Genomic DNA, 17,667 nt, shown 5'->3' on the forward strand with positions numbered 1-17,667 from the left:
CATACGAAGAAGGCCATTGCCGGGGGTCCTTGCGGTTCCCTGTGCGGCAATGGCCTCCTCGTCAGATCTGCGGCCGTCCGGCGCGGACGCGGACGACTGCGTCAGACCCTATCGGGGTCTTCGGTGGATCGCGTACAGACTCAGATGCCGACCTTGATGCGCGAGAAGCGCTTCAGGGAGACACCGGCCTCGTCCAGAACCTTCTGGACGGACTTCTTGTTGTCCAGGGCGTACGGCTGGCCAAGGAGGGTGGCCTCCTTGAAGAAGCCGTTGACCCGACCCTCGACGATCTTCGGGAGGGCGGCCTCGGGCTTGCCCTCGGCGCGCGTGGTCTCCTCGGCGACGCGGCGCTCGGCCGCGACGACCTCGGCCGGAACGTCTTCCCGGTCCAGGTACTTCGGCGCGAAGGCGGCGATGTGCTGGGCAATACCGCGGGCGAGCTCGGCGTCGGCCTTGTCCAGCTCGACCAGGACACCGATCTGCGGGGGCAGGTCGGGCATGGTGCGGTGCATGTACGAGGTCACGTAGGCGCCCGAGAACTGCGCGAAGCGGTCCAGGACGATCTTCTCGCCGAGGTTGGCGTTGGCCTCGTCCACGAACGCCTGGACGGTCTTGCCGGCCTCGATCTCGGACGCGAGCAGCGTCGCGATGTCGGCGGGCGAGGTCGCGGCGACGTGCGCGGCGATCGCGTTGGCGACGGCCTGGAACTTGTCACCCTTGGCAACGAAGTCCGTCTCGCACTTCAACTCGACGAGGACACCGGAGGTGTTGTCGTCGGCGATGAGGGTGACGACGGCGCCGTTCTCGGCGGAGCGGCCCTCGCGCTTGGCGACGCCCTTCTGACCCTTGATGCGGAGCGCCTCGACGGCCTTGTCGACACTGCCGTCGGCCTCGTCGAGCGCCTTCTTGCAGTCCATCATGCCGGCGCCGGTGAGCTCACGGAGCTTCTTGACGTCAGCGGCGGTGTAGTTCGCCATGATCCTGAAATTCTCTCTCGAAGTCTGAAAGATCTTACGGGTGAACGGCGGAGGCCCTGAGGCCTCCGCCGTCAACTACCGAACCGGTGAAGGTCAGGCCTGCTCGGCGTCCGCGGCCGGAGCGGCCTCGGCGGCGGGCGCCTCGGCGGCGGGCGCCTCGGCGACGGCCTCGGCCGGGGTCTCCGCGGCGTCCGCGACCTTCTCGGTCTCGGCGGAGGTCTGGACGGCCTCGGCGCCGTCCTTCTTCTCACCGTCGAGCAGGTCACGCTCCCACTCGGCGAGCGGCTCGGACGCGGCCTTCTCGCCCGGCTTCTGGTCGCCGGTCGCAGCGCCGGAGCGGGCGATGAGGCCCTCGGCGACGGCGTCGGCGATCACGCGGGTGAGCAGGGTGACGGAACGGATCGCGTCGTCGTTGCCCGGGATCTTGTAGTCGACCTCGTCGGGGTCGCAGTTGGTGTCGAGGATCGCGACGACCGGGATGTGGAGCTTGCGCGCCTCACCGACGGCGATGTGCTCCTTCTTGGTGTCGACGATCCAGACGGCGCTGGGCACCTTCTGCATTTCGCGGATACCACCGAGGGTCTTCTCCAGCTTGGCCTTCTCACGCGAGAGGACCAGGAGCTCCTTCTTGGTGAGGCCGGAGGCGGCCACGTCCTCGAAGTCGATCTGCTCAAGCTCCTTCAGACGCTGAAGGCGCTTGTAGACGGTGGAGAAGTTGGTCAGCATGCCGCCGAGCCAACGCTGGTTGACGTACGGCATACCCACGCGCGTCGCCTGCTCGGCGATGGCTTCCTGGGCCTGCTTCTTCGTACCCACGAACATGATGGAGCCGCCGTGGGCGACGGTCTCCTTGACGAACTCGTAGGCGCGGTCGATGTACGACAGCGACTGGAGCAGGTCGATGATGTAGATGCCGTTGCGCTCCGTGAAGATGAAGCGCTTCATCTTCGGGTTCCAACGACGGGTCTGGTGACCGAAGTGGACGCCGCTTTCCAGCAGCTCCCGCATCGTGACGACGGCCATGGCCGTACTCCTTGAGGTGCTCGGTTGTCGCGACCGCAGGATTGCTGCCGCGCCTGACGCCCCTACGCGCCGTGCCACTGGGACCGAGAGGCGCGTCCATCGACCGCAGAAGGGGTGATGGGGGGCGTGCGAAGTCGACCCGGTGACCCGGATCGCCATCAGAAGTGTACGGGACCCGGTGGGCGCCGGGTGACGGCGTTGTCCACAACCGGCTGGTAGTCCACAGATACCGGCCATGATCCCCGCGAATGGACTCGCTGCGGGACGGTTCCCTCCATGTACCTGACCCGCAATGCCCGGACGGCCGGGCAGACGACGACTCCGTCCCCGCGTACGGGGACCCTCCTGGCGGTGGCCCTCCCTGTGGTGGGCCTGCTCGCGGTGGCGCTCCTGGCGGGATCGCTCTTCGCGGCGGCTCCTTCGCTGGCCGCACCCGGAGAAGCTGATCGACCGGTGGCCCACACGCTGCCCGGTGGGGACCGCAGCTGGCCGGTCGGTGGCCGCCCGCGGGTCGTGCACGGCTGGGACCCGCCGGCCTCTCCGTACGGCCCGGGTCACCGCGGGGTGGATCTGGCCGCGGCGCCGGGCACACCGGTACGCGCCGCAGCCCCGGGCCGGATCACATTCGCGGGCAGAGTGGCCGGACGCGGGGTACTGACGATCACCGTGGCCGGCACACAGCTGCGTACGACGTTCGAACCGGTACGGGCGCTCGCCGAACAGGGCGACGAGGTTTCCGCGGGCCAGGTGGTCGGGGCCCTGGAGGACGGGCCGTTCCACTGCCCGTCCGGGTGCCTGCACTGGGGGCTGCTGCGCGGGGAGACCTATCTGAACCCGCTGACGCTGCTCCCGCCCGGGATGCTGCACCCGGGTCCGTCACGGCTGCTCCCGGTGTTCGGGATCCCCGTGCGGACAGCGGCGGGGACGCCGGACGCGGTCCGGGCGCTGCTCCTGGCAACGGTCGCGGCCTGGGCGCACCGGCGCCGCTCACGCCGCCCGGACGGGGGAACCAGGAGGACCGGCCCGGCCCGGCGAACCGCTGGCCCGCCCACGGGCTTCAGCCGCGGACCCCTCTCAGCGCCATCGCGACGGCAGCGTCGGCGACCGCACCGGGATCTTCCACCGCTCCCGTCTCGATCCGGCGCACCGCCGCGTCGACGACCCCTTGGAGCAGCATCGCCGCCAGCCGCGGCTGATCGTGGTCGAGCGCCTGGAGCGCTTCGACGATCATCGCGATCAGCCCGCCGTGGGCGGCACGGATCTTCTCGCGGGCACCCGCGTCCAGTTCACTGGCGGAGATGGCCACCACGGCCCGGTGTCGCTGATCGCCGACGAGCGCCAACTGCTGACGCACATACGCCTCGACCTTGTCCTCCGGCGTCGGAGCCTGCTCCATGGCAGCCTCGATCTCCGCCGCCCAGACGGGGAAGTCGACAGCACAGAGCTCTTCCACGACGGCGGCGCGTGAGCGGAAGTACTCGTACACGGAGGAGCGCGCGAGGCCGGTGCGCTCGGCGAGAGCGGGGAAGGTCAGCGCCTCCGTACCGCCTTCGGAGAGCAGGGTGCGGGCCGCGTCCAGCAGGGCGCTGCGCTGCATGGTTCGGTGTTCGGCCACGGAGGCCGCTCGAATCCTGGGCACGGCCCTACTTTACGGAAATACTCCCGGCAGGGACGATTCAGCTCCGGGTCAACGTCCGACGTCGGCCAGTTTGGCCCGAAGCTGCAGTACCGACTTGGTGTGGATCTGGCTGACCCGGCTCTCCGTGACCCCGAGGACGTTGCCGATCTCGGCCAGCGTGAGGCCTTCGTAGTAGTAGAGGGTGACCACGGTCTTCTCCCGGTCGGGGAGCGTATTGATCGCCCGCGCCAGGAGTCTGCGCAGCTCACGCCCCTCGGCCAGCTCGACCGGATTGTCCGCGGCGGTGTCCTCCAGGGTGTCCATGAGGCTCAGCCGGTCACCGCCCTCGCCACCGACGTGCAGCAGTTCATCGAGGGCCACCACGTTCGCCAGCGACAACTGACTGAAGACGGCGTGCAGTTCCTCGACGGCGATCCCCATCTCCGCGGCGACCTCGATCTCCGACGGGGTACGGCGCAGCTGCGCCTCCAGAGTCGCGTAGGCCCGCTCGACGGCCCGCGCCTTCTGCCGGACCGAGCGCGGAATCCAGTCCAGGGCCCGGAGTTCGTCGATCATCGCGCCACGGATGCGGGTGATCGCATAGGTCTCGAACTTGATCGCCCGCTCGATGTCGAACTTCTCGATCGCGTCGATGAGCCCGAACACACCGGAGGAGACGAAGTCGGCCTGCTCGACGTTGGGCGGCAGCCCGACACTGACCCGGCCCGCGACGTACTTCACCAGGGGCGAGTAGTGCAGGATCAGCTGCTCTCGCAGCCGCCTGTCGCCCGTGGACTTGTACGACCGCCACAGCTCATCGAGCGTCGATGGCGCGGAGGGCCGCATGTGGCCACGTGCAGCCGGTGGCGCTGCCGCGCGGTCAGACCCGGACGTGTGCTGGGGCATTCGTTGCCTTGAGCCGTTCTGCTGGGACCTGCGTGGGACGTGTCTCTGTGCTGGATTCCTTGTGAGCGTAGCGTGACTGTGGGGTCGCAGGGTGCGATGAGCAGGTCATCGCGCCCGTGCGACGGCATCCCGGCGACCGCATTCCGGGGGCGCTGCCGGGAGGCCCTCCCGGGCCTGCGACATCACCTTTTCACCCGATTGCCCCAGGTCAAGCACCGCCTCGCCGCGCGTCGGCACTCTGTGTCGTCCCCGAGACCAACTGCCAGCCATCACTTCGCCGTTCAACAAACCCCAACGAGTGCAGTTCGTACAGCTTCGCGAGCGCTTCATCGGCCGTCATTCCCGCTTCGCGGGCAACGTCCCGCCCGTCGGCAGCCTCCCGGCCCGGCAGCGCCTCCAACACCCGGACCGCGTCCGGTTCGAGCAGATCCCTGGCCAGCACCGGACCACGTCGGTCCGGCGCGAGGTCCCCCATGTCCCCCACCAGCTCAGCGACTTCGGCGGCGTCGGTGACCAGTACGCCCTCGCCGCGCAGCAGTTCGTGCACCCCCGCGGACAGTCCGCTGGTGACCGGGCCGGGGACACCCATGGTGAAGCGGCCCAGTCGCTGCGCGCTGCGCGCGGTGGCCAGTGAGCCGCTCCGGTACTCGGCCTCGACGACCACTGTTCCCCTGGTGAGTGCGGCGATCACCCGGTTCCTGAGAATGAAGCGGCTCGGCGAGGGGTGGTCTCCCGGGGGCAACTCGCTGATGATCAGCCCCTGTTCGGCGATGCGGCCGATCATCTGGGCGTGGCCACGCGGATAGACCGTGTCCACGCCACAGGCCAGCACCGCGATCGTGGCCCCGCCCGCGGCGAGCGCACCACGGTGCGCGGCGCCGTCCACCCCGAACGCGGCTCCGGACACCACCACCCAGCCCAGCTCGGCGAGCCCCGACCCCATGGCTGCGGCCATGTGCGCGCCGTACGCCGTGCACGCGCGGGCCCCGACCACCGCGACCGAGCGCAGCGCCCATATCCGCAGATGGGGACGGCCCCGCACCCACAGCCCGATCGGCCGGGCATCGCCCAGGTCGTCGAGCTGGCCCGGCCATTCCTGGTCGCCGGGACAGATGAACCGCCCGCCACCGGCCGCTGCGGCCGTCAGGTCCCGCTCCGGTTCCGCCGCGGCGGCCCGAAGCCGATACCCGCTCAGTCGCCGGGCGCTCACCCGCGGGAGCGGCGCCCTTTCGCCCTCTTCCGAACGCTGGGCTCTCTCACCCCCGGAGAGCTCCCGCACGTCACCCGCCGTGGTGCGGAGCCGCCGCCACAACTCCACGGCTCCGAACTGCCGCAGCAACCGCCCGCCCTGTTCGTCTCCGGGTTCGATCACCCGGGTCAGCGCGGCGCGCGCCAGCCGCTCGCCGTCGCCCACGTCCCCGTTCATCCGGCCCGGCCTCCCGAAGCCGTCAGCGCCCCCCGGTCCACCCCGGTTCGCAGCTGGAGGGCCAGCCCGACATCCGGGGCGCCCGGCCGGTCGCGGCCCGCCAGATCGGCCACCGTCCAGGCGACCCGCAACACCCGGTCGAGGCCGCGGGCCGTGAGCAGCCCCCGCTCCATGTCCCGTTCCGCCACGGCGAGCGCCCCGGGTGCGACCGTCCAGCGCGTCCGCAACTCGTGGCCCGGTACCTCGCTGTTGGTGGTCCACGGCGTACCGATCAGCCGCGCGGTCGCCCGTTCCCGGCCTTCCCGCACCCGGTCGGCGACGGCTGCCGTCGACTCACCCGCGTCCCCCTGCCCCATCAGATCGGAGCGGCGCACCGGCTCGACCTCGACCCTGAGGTCCACCCGGTCGAGGAGCGGGCCGGAGAGCCTGGCCTGGTAACGCCGGACCGCGGACGGCGGGCATTCGCACCCGGCGCCGGTCAGCGTGTGCCGGCCGCAGGGACAGGGGTTGGCCGCCAGCACCATCAGGAATCGGGCGGGCAGCCGCACCACTGCGGCGCTGCGCGCGACCACCACGTGCCCCGACTCCAGCGGCTGGCGGAGGGCATCGAGAGCGCGAACCGAGAATTCAGGAGCCTCGTCCAGGAAGAGGACCCCTCGGTGAGCCAGCGATACCGCTCCCGGCCTGGGCAGTCCGTTGCCTCCGCCGACGAGCGACTGCATCGTCGCCGAGTGGTGCGGGGCGCAGTACGGCGGCGTCCTGACCAACGGCTCCCCCGGTGGCAGAATGCCCGCCACCGAGTGCACCGCCGTCACCTCCAGGGATTCACGCCGGGTCAGCGTCGGCAGGATGCCCGGCAACCGCTCGGCCAGCATCGTCTTCCCCGCGCCCGGCGGTCCGTGCAGCAGCAGGTGGTGCCCTCCGGTGGCCGCGACCTCCAGCGCCTTGCGTGCTGCCGCCTGCCCGGCCACATCCGCCAGTTCGGGACCGCTGCCGTGCCCTGTGCCCGAAGCCAGTCCGGTACCCGCGCCGGCGCCCGGCATCATCAGCCCGGCCAGTATCGAGTCGGGCCGCCCCTCCGCGGGAGCAGCCTCCTCGGGGACCGGTTCGCCGGTCAGAACGGCGATGAGCTGCCGCAGGCTCCGCACTCCGAGGACCGAGATCCCCGGCACCAACGATGCCTCCCCCGCAGTCTGTTCCGGCACGACGACCTGGCGGTATCCGGCCTCCGCCGCCGCCAGCACGGCGGGCAGGATCCCGCGCACCGGCCGGACCCGGCCGTCGAGACCCAGTTCCCCGATGAGCACCAGGTCGGCGATCTCGCGGGGGTCGATCCGCTCGGCCGCGCCCAGGATGGCCACGGCCACAGCAAGATCGAACCCGCTGCCGCTCTTCGGTACGGATGCCGGGCTCAGCCCGACGGTGAGCTTCTTCTGCGGCCACTCGCCGCCGGAGTTCACCACAGCGGCCCTGACCCGGTCTCTGCTCTCGACCAGGCTCTTGTCCGGCAGTCCCACCAGTGCGAAAGCGGCAACGCCCGGCTCCAGATCCGCCTGGACCTCCACCACCACACCTTCGACACCGACGAGCGCCACCGAACACGCGCGTGCGAAGCCCATGTCAGGCCACCCCTCGCGCATGCTCGACCAGCGGCGCCCCGCGCTTCGGCAGCACCACGCCGACCAGGTCGATCCGTGCCCCGCCGGGTGGCGCCCCGCCATGGGCCGCGAGCCAGCGCTCGGCGAGACGGACCAGCCGCTCGGCCTTGGCCGGGGTGACGGCTGCCATCGGATGCTCGAAGGAGCCTTCCCTGCGGGTCTTGACCTCACAGACGACCAGTACGTCGCCGTCGCGCGCCACAATGTCGATCTCGCCGGCCCTGCACCGCCAGTTCCGCTCGACGACGGTCATTCCGGCCCCGGCCAGCGTCCTTGCCGCCAGCTCCTCGCCGTACCGCCCGAGTGCCCCCCGTGCGTTCATATCGGCACCACCTCCGGTACCGACTGTGCCGCGCGGGCCTCCAGTGAGTGGATCTTGGTGGACTACTCGCCGGTTGTGGACAACTCAGCCACCCGGAAGTTCGAGATCGCTCTTGTTGAGCTCCTCGATGTTCACGTCTTTGAACGTGAGTACCCGCACCTGCTTGACGAACCTGGCCGGCCTGTACATGTCCCAGACCCAGGCATCCGCCATCGACACCTCGAAAAAGACCTCCCCCTGCACCGAGTGCACCTGCATCTCGTAATCATTGGTGAGGTAGAAGCGCCGCTCGGTCTCGATCACATATTTGAACAGACCGACGACGTCGCGGTACTCCCGGTAGAGCTTCAGCTCCATCTCGGTCTCGTACTTCTCGAGGTCCTCGGCGCTCATTGGCATGTTCCCCTTCAGCCGTGCGTCCCCCTATTGTGCGCCGGTCCTCCGCACCCCTACACGATTTCCGGGGCCAGAACCACCGGCGCAACCGGGGGACCCTCGTCGAGCAGCGTGCGCAGCAGCCCGGCGAGCTTGGTCGGGTACACCGTCTCACGCGTCGTGGACAGTTCGGCGGAAGTCCACCACCTCAGACCCGCGACACTGCGCTGCTCCAACGGCGTCAGCCCGTCCATGGCCGTCTCCGTCTGCATGGTTCGACCGAGAAAGTACTGCTCGTCCTGGTTCCAGCGCCGCCCGTCGAACGGAAACGAGCACACCCGCGTCCAGAGCACGGGCCCGAGCTCGATGCCGGCGATCCCGGTCTCCTCCCGCACCTCGCGCAGCGCGGCCTCTTCGTGGCTCTCGCCCTCCTCGACACCGCCTCCCGGTGTGAACCACCAGGTACTCGCCGGATCCGCGGGCTCGAACCCGTGCATCAGCAGGATCCGGTCCTCGGGGTCGAGCAGAATCACGCGCGCGACCCTGCGCAACGCTCCCGGCGACTCCGCCGCCGGCTCAGCCGACACCAGCAGTCACCTTTTTCCGTCCCAGCCGTCGCGCCACCGGCCCGTACGCGGCCCCGCCCAGGATCAGCACGGCCCCGGCGAGCACCGCGCCCAGCACCAGTTTCAGCGGCCCCGGCTGCGAGACCCCGCCCGGCAGCGCGGCGAACCCTTTCGGGCGCTCCAGCACCCCGCCGCTCAACGGCCACGCGATCGCGTCCACCCGGCCGGTCACCGTCGAGCGCGGCACGGCTCCGTGGTCCGCGTCCTGGAGATGGACACGCGAGTCCATCGAGTTGGTGCGCTCGTCGCCGAGCAGGAAGAGCTGGCCCTCCGGCACCTTCGCGGTGAAGTCGACCGCCGAGGCCCGCCCCTTGGTCAGCGGATTGGCTTGGAGATACGGTTCTGCGATCCCCTTGCCGTTGACGGTCAGCTGCCCCCGGGAGTCGCAGCAGGCGATCTCGTCCCCGCCCGTCCCGACCACCCGCTTCAGCATGGGCACGTCGCCCCAGTCGGGATCCTTGAAGACCACCACGTCTCCGCGGTGCACGTCGCTGCCGTCTATTCGCTGTGCCAGTACCCGGTCCCCCACCTTGACGGTCGGGGTCATCGAGTCGGTCGGCACGGTGTACGGCTTGTACTCCACCGCTCCCCAGGCAAACCCTCCGAGAAAGAGCACACAGCCGACGGCCACAGCCAGACCCGACAGCGCGCTGCCGAGCCGGCCGCCGCCGTCACTCGTACGTACCGTTCCGCTCATCCCAGGGCTCCCCCGCATCGGAGATCGACATCTGGGAGGGCACCCTACCCGGCAGTACCCTCACGGGTCAGCTTGCGCCTGCGGCGGATCACGATCGGCAGGGCACCTGCGAGACCCAACGCCCCGGGGCCCATCGCCGCAGCGGCGTTGATGCCCTTCTGGTCGAAGGTGCTGGGGACCCCCAGCCACGTCCAGTGGTTGACCGGCCAGGCCACGACGAAGGCCCGTCCGACGACCTCCTTGTTGGAGACCGTGCCACCGCCCGGCAGTTGCTGGTGGTAACGCGAGTCCAGCGAGTCCTGACGGTGGTCGCCCATCACCCAGATCCGGCCCTTGGGCACATGGATCGGGCCGAACGGCTGGTCGTTGCAGGGAGTGTTGCCGGGGAAGATGTACGACTTCTCGGAGAGCGCCTTGCCGTTGACGACGACAGGGCCCCCCGCCTTGCACGAAACCGTGTCACCGCCGACCGCGATCACCCGCTTGATCAGGTCCTTCTCCTCGGCCGACGGCATCAGGCCGATGAAGCTGAGGAACTTCTGGGCCACGTTCGGATGCGCCGCGGGCTCGCCTTCGAGCCAGCCGCCCGGGTCGTGGAACACCACGACCTCGCCGCGCTCCGGCTCCGATCCGAACCATGGAGTCAACTTGTCGACCAGTACCCGGTCGCCACGCTCCAGCGTGTCCTGCATCGAGTCGGAGGGGATCGAGAACGCCTGGACCAGAAATGTCTTGATCAGCAGAGCGAGAATCAGCGCGATGCCGATGAGGAGCGGAAGCTCCTTCCAGAAGGACCGTTGCTTCTTCGGTCCGCTTGCCTCGTTCTCCTCGGCCGCTCCGTCGGCTCCGCCGTGCTCGCCGGAGCCGTCGACCGGGCCGGAGGGCCCCATGTCAAAGGCTTCGGTCCCGGCGCCACCAACGGGCGATCCGGGCCGGTCCTCCGGCTCCTCGTGTCCGGATCGTGCGCCGACCGCCACGTCCCCCACATCCACTCCTCACTCCGTGCCGTCGCCCGCGTCCGATGAGACGCAGGCCCACCACTCCCATAACGAGCGGGAGTTCCGCAGGAGTCGGGAGTTCTCCCATTGGGTGCCGATCCTGGGAGGTCACACTATTCGACGTCCCGCCCGCGCCGGACGGCAAGCCCGAGGCGTCCGTCACCGATGAGAAGGTGGGCGGCTCCTTGAGCCGGCTCCAGTGCCCGAACGGCCATGCGATGACCACTGCCCGTCCCACCACCCCGCTCACCGGGACCGTTCCCTGGTACGGCCCGTCGAGATGGAAGCGCGAATCCGCCGAGTTGGACCGGTGGTCCCCCATCACGAAGAGCCGTCCGGCCGGCACCTTCACGTCGAAAGTCAGCTCTGAGGGCGGATTCCCCGGATGCACATAGGGCTCGTCGAGGGGTACGCCGTTGACGGTGACCTGGCCGTTCTTGTCGCAGCACTTCACGGTGTCCCCGCCGACTCCGATGACCCGCTTGATCAGGTCCTGTTCATCGTCGGAAGGCAGCAGTCCGATGAAGGTGAGGCCCTGCTTGAGCTCCTTGACCACGAACGGGGAATCCGTCGTCCTCGCCTCCCCCGGCGGCAGCCAGTGACCGGGATCCTTGAAGACGACCACATCGCCGCGGTGCGGTTCCGAACCGAACCACGGTGTCAGTTTGTCCACCAGCACCCGGTCGCCGATCCGGATCGTCTCCTCCATCGAGCCCGACGGGATGACGAAGGCCTGCACCAGGAAGGTCTTGAGTACGAGCGCTATCAGGACCGCGAAGACGAGGAGGGCCGGTACCTCCTTCACCGTGGAGCTGCGCCGTCGCCGCTTGACCTTGCGCGCGAGTCTGCGTCGCTCGGCCCGTGTGGGCAGGGCCCGTTCGCCGGGCGGCCGGGGCTCCAGGTCCGTCCGGCCACTGCTCTCGGCGCTCCCCCGCGCTCGTCCCCGGTTACCCATGACCCCCGCCGGGAGGCGGTACCCGCGTGAAGGCCGTGGTCTGCGAGAGTGCGGTCCAGCGTCCGGGGGGCCAGCCGATCCAGCCGGCCCGCCCGATCACATGGTCGACCGGGACCATCCCGCCGCCCGGATCACCGAGATGGTCGCGGGAGTCGCTGGAACGGGACCGGTGATCACCCATCACCCAGAGCGTGCCGTCGGGCACGACGATGTCGAAAGGCACCTGCGACGGCGGGTTGCCCGGATACACATAAGCCTCGTCCACCGACCGCCCGTTCACCTCGAGCCTCCCCCGCTTGTCGCAGCAGACGACGTGATCGCCGCCGACTCCCACCACACGCTTGATGTAGTCGGTATCGGCGGGCGCCGCCAGCCCCAACGCCGCAGCAGCACCGTGCACCACACGGGCCACAGGGTTCTGCGGCGGCTTCTCCCGTACGAAGGAGTCGGTGCCGTCGAAGACGATCACGTCGCCGCGCCGGGGCACGGCGCCGAACCGGTAGGCCAGCTTGTTCACCAGCACCCGGTCCCCCACCTGGAGTGTGGGTTCCATCGAGCCGCTGGGGATCAGGAACGGCTGCATCACATACGTGCTCAACAGCAGCAGGAACACGGCGCAGAGCAGCACGAGCAGCCCGGCCCTGCGCCAGGGCCCCTCCAGCCAGGCGGGGAAACGCGCGGAGCGCGACCCCGCCGCCTCACCGGACGTATCCGGTTCGGCGGAGAGATCGCGCTCCGTGTGCTGTGCTTCGGTGTCCATCGCGGCCAGAGCCTATCCGGCCGCCCTGTGGACTCAGTGGTCGCGCTTCTCCTTGATCTTCGCGGCCTTGCCGCGCAGCTCACGGAGGTAGTACAGCTTCGCGCGGCGGACGTCACCACGGGTGACGAGCTCGATCTTCTCGAAGATCGGGCTGTTCACCGGGAAGGTGCGCTCGACGCCGACGGAGAAGGAGACCTTGCGGACCGTGAAGGTCTCGCTGACGCCCGCGCCCTGGCGGCGGATGACTACACCCTTGAACTGCTGGATACGCGAGCGGTTGCCCTCGATCACGCGGACGTGAACGTTGACCGTGTCACCGGCGCGGAAGGCCGGGAGGTCGCTCCGCAGCGAAGCGGCGTTGACGTCATTGAGCAAGCTGGACATGATCTTCTGCTTTCTTCGCCGATGCCACAGGTCATCGACGGCATCATCGTGATGAGTTTCGGGAGCTGATCGCGTCGGGCGGACGTCGTTCCCCCTGTGGCAGGGGCGCACGCCGGACGTACAGCAGCGGCCTATTCTTCCACGGCTTCGGGCTCACGCCCAAATCGCCCGTCGGGCCCCGGCTTCCAGCCCAGGATCGAGAGCATTTCCCGGTCCTTCTTCCCGAAGGAAGCGGGGTCGCTGCGCTCCAGCAGATCCGGCCTGTTGAGGTCGGTACGGCGGAAGGCCTCGTCCCTGCGCCAGCGCGCGATCTTGCCGTGGTGCCCGCTGAGCAGCACGTCGGGGATGCCCCGGCCGCGCCACTCGGGCGGTTTGGTGTAGACGGGCCCTTCGAGGAGGTCGGCCATCGCTCCGGTGGCGAAGGAGTCGTCCTGGTGCGATTCGGCGTTGCCGAGGACACCGGGAAGCAGCCGTGCCACGGCTTCCGTGATCACCAGCACGGCGGCCTCGCCACCCGCCAGGACGTAGTCACCGATGGAGACTTCGTACACCGGCATCCGGGTCGCGTACTCGTCGATGACACGCCGGTCGATGCCCTCGTACCTGGCGGGCGTGAAGATCAGCCAGGGGCGCTCGGAGAGTTCGACCGCGACCTGCTGGGTGAAGGGGCGTCCGCTGGGGGTGGGCACCACCAGGACCGGCTGGTTCGCGCCCGCCTCGTAACCGGCGGCCAGCGTCTCGTCCAGCGCCTCGCCCCAGGGCCCGGTCTTCATGACCATGCCGGGGCCGCCGCCGTACGGGGTGTCGTCCACCGTGTTGTGCCGGTCGTGGGTCCAGTCACGGAGGTCGTGCACCTGGACGTCGAGCCGACCGCGGGCCCGCGCCTTGCCGACGAGCGAGACGTTCAGCGGTTCCAGGTACTCGGGGAAGATCGTGACGACGTCGAGCCGCATCAGTCGTCGTCCCTGCCGGACGCGGTCTCCGCCTGGCTCTCGTCGATCAGCCCCGGCGGCGGGTCGATGACCGCCCGCTGCTCCTCCAGGTCGATCGAGGTCACGATCTCCTCCACGAAGGGGATCATCACCTCGCTGCCGTCGGGCCGCTCCACGATGAACAGGTCCTGCGAGGGCAGGTGAGTGATCTCGGTGATCCGGCCGATCTCCGTGCCGTCCGCCAGGACCACGTCGAGGTCCATCAGCTGGTGGTCGTAGAACTCCTCGGGATCCTCCGGCTTCTGCTGCGGATCGACCTCGGCGATCAGCAAGGTGTTACGGAGGGCCTCGGCGCCCGTGCGGTCCGTGACACCGGCGAAGCGCAGCAGCAGCCTGCCGCTGTGCACCCGGCCGGTCTCGATCGTCAGCGGCCCGGTGGCCGCCGGGTCGGTGGCGAGTACGGCACCGGGCCCGAGCCGCAGCTCGGGCTCGTCCGTGCGCACCTCCACGGTGACTTCGCCCTTGATGCCGTGGGCGCGCCCGATCCGCGCGACTACCAGCTGCACGTTCCGCTCCTTCTCCTGCTTCTTGCTGCGTCTTGCTGCCGAACCGCCGCCGCTCGCGCCGGGTGGCCGAGGACCGTCGTGGTTCCTCGATGCGCCTGAATGGTGGGGGACGACAAAGGCCGGGGACGGCTTGGCAGCCCTCCCCGGCCCGAGCCGGTGTTCAACTTGTTCTCAGCGAACCTGATCCACATCGACGAGGTCGACGCGGATACCACGGCCACCGATGGCGCCCACGATGGTGCGGAGGGCGCGCGCGGTGCGGCCGTTACGGCCGATCACCTTACCGAGGTCGTCGGGGTGTACCCGGACCTCCAGCACCTGCCCACGACGGAGGTTGCGCGAGGCGACCTGTACGTCGTCGGGGTTGTCGACGATGCCTTTCACGAGGTGCTCGAGAGCCTCCTCGAGCATGCTCAGGCCTCGGTCGACTCGGTGGACTCAGCGGCAGGAGCCGCCTCGTCCGCCTTCTTGTCGGCCTTCTTCGCCTTGGGGGTGATGGCCTCACCCTTCGGCTCGTCGCCCTCCATGGACTTGGCGAAAGCCTCGAACGCGGCGCGCTTGTCGGCCTTCGGCTCCGGCTGGAGCAGCGGCGCGGGGGCCGGAAGGCCCTTGTGCGCCTGCCAGTCACCGGTGAGCTTCAGGATCGCCATGACCGGCTCGGTCGGCTGGGCGCCGACGGACAGCCAGTACTGCGCGCGCTCCGAGTTGACCTCGATACGCGAAGGGTTCTGCACCGGGTGGTACAGGCCGATCTCCTCGATGGCCCGGCCATCACGGCGGGTACGGGAGTCGGCGACGACGATGCGGTAGTGAGGCGAACGGATCTTGCCCAGACGCTTCAGCTTGATCTTGACTGCCACGGAAGTGGTGTCTCCTGGTCTTGACGTGGTTGGGCACAACGAGATGCCACGTGGGGTTGCGGTACTCGGGTGCCCGATGGACGCGTCAGCCGGAGGACGAGAGGGTTCCTGTGCGGCTGTCGAGTACAGCTAGCCATTGTGCCATACGTCCGGAGCACCCGGTGCCCCGGTCACCACACCGCCGACCGGCGGCCGGGGGTGGCACGGAAGCGGGGGCGACGTCCGGGATCACCCGGCCGCGGCCACCACTTCCGGGATACGGAAAGCCTTCCCGCAGCCACCGCAGACGATGGGCGCCTGGGCCAGCACGGACGGAACGACCCGCACATTGCGACCGCAGTCGCAGACCGCCTTCACGCGCACGCCACCACCGGAGGAGCCGTGCCGGGCGGCAGGTCCGCGGAAGGAACGCTTGGTGTCGGCGGCCGTCGCGACGGTGTGCGCCTTGAGCGCACGCTGCAGTCGCTCGATCGTCTGGCGGTATCTGCGCTTCGCCTCGGGGTTGAGCGAGACCAGCGAGAAGCCGCTGCTGGGATGCGGCTCCTCAGGGTGGTCGAGGCCCATCTCCTCTGCGATGGCCAGGAATCGACGGTTGTGATAGCGGCCTGCGCGTGAGGTGTCGCGGACACCTCGCGCGGCGGCGATGCCGTGGACTGCCTCATGGAGCAGTCGCTCGAAGGAGAGTTCAGCGCCACAGGCGGACGAGGACTCGCCGATCAGGGACTCGGGCGCGGCTAGATCCGGCAGCTCGGGGTGGTACCGCTGAATGTCGGCCCACGCCTGCGCCAGTTCTGCGGCGAGGACAGTTGGTGTCGTGCTCACGTCGTGACAACGAGCCGGGGTGCCGCTGTGTTCCTATTCCGGGGCATCCCAAATAATTTGCACGTACCCGTCAGTTGCCCTTGATGCGTCCGGACGCGGGCGGGTGCGCTGATCTGCGGAGAAGCCTCACAGCTCCCACCAAGGTGGTACTTAGGACTGCGCGGAGTCGTCGTGGTTGCGTGCGCCCCGGCGCGCGGTCCGGGGCGCACGCCGGTACAGCACACTCTCCTGCGCGCAAGGGCCGTTCCGGCCTCGTCGGGCGCTGCCGCCACCGGCCGGTCGCTCTCAGTAGGCGCGCGCGACCAGAGCGACCGTACCGGGAGCATCGTCCGAGTCGGGCACCGACCCGTCCTCGGCGACCAGGCACCGTACGGACACCGAGTGCCCGGCGAGCTCCGCCTCGCCGTCGGGGCCGAGTTCGGCCCACGGGATGCGCGCCCAGCCCCCGGCGGTCGCGGCCTCGACGGCCTCCCCGACGGTGGCGACCTCGCTCGTCCGGGACGCCCGGCGCTCGCGGGACTCCCGCAGCAGCTGCGTCTGGGCCTCTTCGAGCACCGTGGGCAGCAGCTCGGTCAGTTCGTCGATCCGTACGGACTCCTTGCCGCCGGGGCTGTGCGGGTCCACCACCCGGCGGACCAGGACCGCGGTGCCCTCCGCCAGATCGCGCGGGCCGACCTCGATCCGTACCGGAACGCCCTTGAGTTCCCAGTCGACCGCCCGGCGGCCGAAGGGGGTGTCGGTGCGGTCGTCCACCTGGGCGCGGATGCCCGCCGCCCGCAGCTTCGCGCCGATCTCCCGGACCTTCGTCACCGCCTCGTCCCCCTTGATCGCGACGACCACGACCTGGACGGCGGCCAGCCGCGGCGGCACCCGGAGCCCGTTGTCGTCGCCGTGCGACATGATCAGCCCGCCGATCAGCCGGGTCGTGGCGCCCCAGGAGGTCTGCCAGACCAGCTCCTGCTTGCCGTCCTTCGACAGGTACTCGGTGTGGAAGGCCTTGGCGAAGTTCGTCCCGAGTTCATGGCTCGTACCCAGCTGAAGGGCCTTGCCGTCCCGCATCATGCCTTCGAGGGTCAGGGTGTTGATCGCTCCGGCGAAGCGCTCCCTGGCGGTCTTGCGGCCCAGTACGACATCGATGCCGAGCACATTGACCATGAAATCCGCGTAGACATTCCGGTGGATGTGCGCAGCGTAGTCACGGGCCTCCTCGCGGGTCGCGTGAGCGGTGTGGCCCTCCTGCCAGAGGAATTCCGTCGTACGCAGGAAGACCCTCGGCCGCAGCTCCCAACGGACCACATTGGCCCATTGATTGATGAGCAGCGGAAGATCCCGGTAACTCTGCACCCATTTCGAGAAGTATTCGTTGACGATCGTCTCGGAGGTGGGCCGCACCACGATGGGCTCTTCCAGCTCCTTGCCGCCACCGTGTGTCACCACCGCGAGCTCGGGTGCGAATCCCTCGACATGCTCAGCTTCGCGAGTCAGGTAAGACTGGGGGATGAAGAGCGGGAAGTAGGCGTTCTGAGCGCCCGCGTCCTTGATGCGGGCGTCCAGGTCCTGCTGCATCCGCTCCCACAGCCCGTAGCCGTACGGGCGGATGACCATGGTGCCGCGCACCGGTCCGTTGTCCGCGAGTTCGGCCTTGTTGATCAGGTCCTGGTACCAGCGGGGAAAGTCGTCCGCCTGGGGCGTGAGAACGGGAGCCTTTGCCATGGCGCGAATGGTACGGCGAGTACCCCGGGGCCCGCGATTCGATTTTCCT

20 protein-coding genes and 1 pseudogene are annotated in these 17,667 nt (G+C 69.4%); 1 reads left to right on the top strand and 20 read right to left on the bottom strand.

Annotated features, from left to right (window positions below; translation table 11 throughout):
- Window positions 1–140: 140 nt before the first annotated feature.
- Window positions 141–977, bottom strand: coding sequence for a translation elongation factor Ts (tsf, locus tag NBY69_RS00400; RefSeq protein ID WP_250297518.1), 837 nt, complete (start codon window positions 975–977; stop codon window positions 141–143).
- A gap of 93 nt (window positions 978–1,070) precedes the next feature.
- Window positions 1,071–2,000: a 30S ribosomal protein S2 gene (gene rpsB / locus NBY69_RS00405; protein WP_250297520.1), complete on the bottom strand. Its 930-nt coding sequence runs from the start codon at window positions 1,998–2,000 to the stop codon at window positions 1,071–1,073.
- 276 nt (window positions 2,001–2,276) lie between these two features.
- Here rpsB and NBY69_RS00410 point away from each other — a divergent pair.
- Window positions 2,277–2,777 (top strand): annotated as a pseudogene (locus tag NBY69_RS00410) (peptidoglycan DD-metalloendopeptidase family protein); the annotation flags it as partial.
- Window positions 2,778–3,057: 280 nt separating this feature from the next.
- Here the strand turns inward: NBY69_RS00410 and NBY69_RS00415 are convergent.
- The 18 genes from NBY69_RS00415 to proS all read right to left on the bottom strand — a co-directional run bounded on the left by NBY69_RS00415 (window position 3,058) and on the right by proS (window position 17,618).
- A complete protein-coding gene (locus NBY69_RS00415; RefSeq protein ID WP_250297610.1) occupies window positions 3,058–3,615 on the bottom strand; it encodes a TetR/AcrR family transcriptional regulator in 558 nt (185 codons plus the stop codon).
- Between the two features lie 72 nt (window positions 3,616–3,687).
- Entirely contained in the window at window positions 3,688–4,524 is an 837-nt protein-coding gene (gene whiG / locus NBY69_RS00420; protein ID WP_250297521.1) for an RNA polymerase sigma factor WhiG, read from the bottom strand.
- Between the two features lie 208 nt (window positions 4,525–4,732).
- Window positions 4,733–5,950, bottom strand: a complete 1,218-nt coding sequence (dprA, locus tag NBY69_RS00425) for a DNA-processing protein DprA (RefSeq protein WP_250297522.1) — start codon at window positions 5,948–5,950, stop codon at window positions 4,733–4,735.
- Window positions 5,947–7,569 (bottom strand): YifB family Mg chelatase-like AAA ATPase, encoded by a 1,623-nt coding sequence (locus tag NBY69_RS00430; RefSeq protein ID WP_250297524.1) that lies wholly within the window; start codon window positions 7,567–7,569, stop codon window positions 5,947–5,949. Before NBY69_RS00430 ends, dprA begins: the two co-directional genes overlap by 4 nt.
- Before the next feature lies 1 nt (window position 7,570).
- On the bottom strand, window positions 7,571–7,930 hold the full coding sequence (locus tag NBY69_RS00435) for a YraN family protein (RefSeq protein ID WP_250297527.1): 360 nt from the start codon (window positions 7,928–7,930) through the stop codon (window positions 7,571–7,573).
- An 84-nt stretch (window positions 7,931–8,014) separates the two neighbouring features.
- On the bottom strand, window positions 8,015–8,323 hold the full coding sequence (locus NBY69_RS00440) for a DUF2469 domain-containing protein (RefSeq protein WP_003965949.1): 309 nt from the start codon (window positions 8,321–8,323) through the stop codon (window positions 8,015–8,017).
- Between the two features lie 56 nt (window positions 8,324–8,379).
- On the bottom strand, window positions 8,380–8,892 hold the full coding sequence (locus NBY69_RS00445) for an NUDIX hydrolase (protein WP_250297528.1): 513 nt from the start codon (window positions 8,890–8,892) through the stop codon (window positions 8,380–8,382).
- A complete protein-coding gene (gene lepB, locus NBY69_RS00450; protein ID WP_250297529.1) occupies window positions 8,882–9,628 on the bottom strand; it encodes a signal peptidase I in 747 nt (248 codons plus the stop codon). Before lepB (NBY69_RS00450) ends, NBY69_RS00445 begins: the two co-directional genes overlap by 11 nt.
- A 44-nt stretch (window positions 9,629–9,672) precedes the next feature.
- Window positions 9,673–10,605, bottom strand: coding sequence for a signal peptidase I (lepB, locus tag NBY69_RS00455; RefSeq protein ID WP_250297611.1), 933 nt, complete (start codon window positions 10,603–10,605; stop codon window positions 9,673–9,675).
- Window positions 10,520–11,581 (bottom strand): signal peptidase I, encoded by a 1,062-nt coding sequence (lepB, locus tag NBY69_RS00460; protein WP_250297530.1) that lies wholly within the window; start codon window positions 11,579–11,581, stop codon window positions 10,520–10,522. The genes lepB (NBY69_RS00455) and lepB (NBY69_RS00460) overlap by 86 nt, the downstream gene beginning before the upstream one ends.
- Complete coding sequence (gene lepB, locus NBY69_RS00465) at window positions 11,574–12,341, bottom strand: signal peptidase I (protein WP_250297531.1); 768 nt, start codon at window positions 12,339–12,341, stop codon at window positions 11,574–11,576. Before lepB (NBY69_RS00465) ends, lepB (NBY69_RS00460) begins: the two co-directional genes overlap by 8 nt.
- Window positions 12,342–12,374: 33 nt before the next feature.
- Window positions 12,375–12,725 (bottom strand): 50S ribosomal protein L19, encoded by a 351-nt coding sequence (gene rplS, locus NBY69_RS00470; protein WP_250297533.1) that lies wholly within the window; start codon window positions 12,723–12,725, stop codon window positions 12,375–12,377.
- A 131-nt stretch (window positions 12,726–12,856) separates the two neighbouring features.
- Complete coding sequence (gene trmD / locus NBY69_RS00475) at window positions 12,857–13,678, bottom strand: tRNA (guanosine(37)-N1)-methyltransferase TrmD (protein ID WP_250297535.1); 822 nt, start codon at window positions 13,676–13,678, stop codon at window positions 12,857–12,859.
- Complete coding sequence (gene rimM, locus NBY69_RS00480) at window positions 13,678–14,223, bottom strand: ribosome maturation factor RimM (protein WP_250297536.1); 546 nt, start codon at window positions 14,221–14,223, stop codon at window positions 13,678–13,680. Before rimM ends, trmD begins: the two co-directional genes overlap by 1 nt.
- 171 nt (window positions 14,224–14,394) lie before the next feature.
- On the bottom strand, window positions 14,395–14,634 hold the full coding sequence (locus NBY69_RS00485) for an RNA-binding protein (RefSeq protein WP_164265900.1): 240 nt from the start codon (window positions 14,632–14,634) through the stop codon (window positions 14,395–14,397).
- A gap of 2 nt (window positions 14,635–14,636) precedes the next feature.
- Entirely contained in the window at window positions 14,637–15,083 is a 447-nt protein-coding gene (gene rpsP, locus NBY69_RS00490) for a 30S ribosomal protein S16 (RefSeq protein ID WP_250297537.1), read from the bottom strand.
- 228 nt (window positions 15,084–15,311) lie between these two features.
- Window positions 15,312–15,905 carry a hypothetical protein gene (locus NBY69_RS00495; RefSeq protein WP_250297538.1) on the bottom strand — a complete coding sequence of 198 codons (594 nt, stop codon included), beginning with the start codon at window positions 15,903–15,905 and terminating at the stop codon, window positions 15,312–15,314.
- A gap of 285 nt (window positions 15,906–16,190) precedes the next feature.
- Window positions 16,191–17,618: a proline--tRNA ligase gene (gene proS / locus NBY69_RS00500; protein ID WP_250297539.1), complete on the bottom strand. Its 1,428-nt coding sequence runs from the start codon at window positions 17,616–17,618 to the stop codon at window positions 16,191–16,193.
- Window positions 17,619–17,667: the final 49 nt, after the last annotated feature.

It is taken from the genome of Streptomyces sp. A 4/2 (assembly GCF_940670765.1).
In the GTDB taxonomy this organism is placed as follows: Bacteria; Actinomycetota; Actinomycetes; order Streptomycetales; family Streptomycetaceae; genus Streptomyces.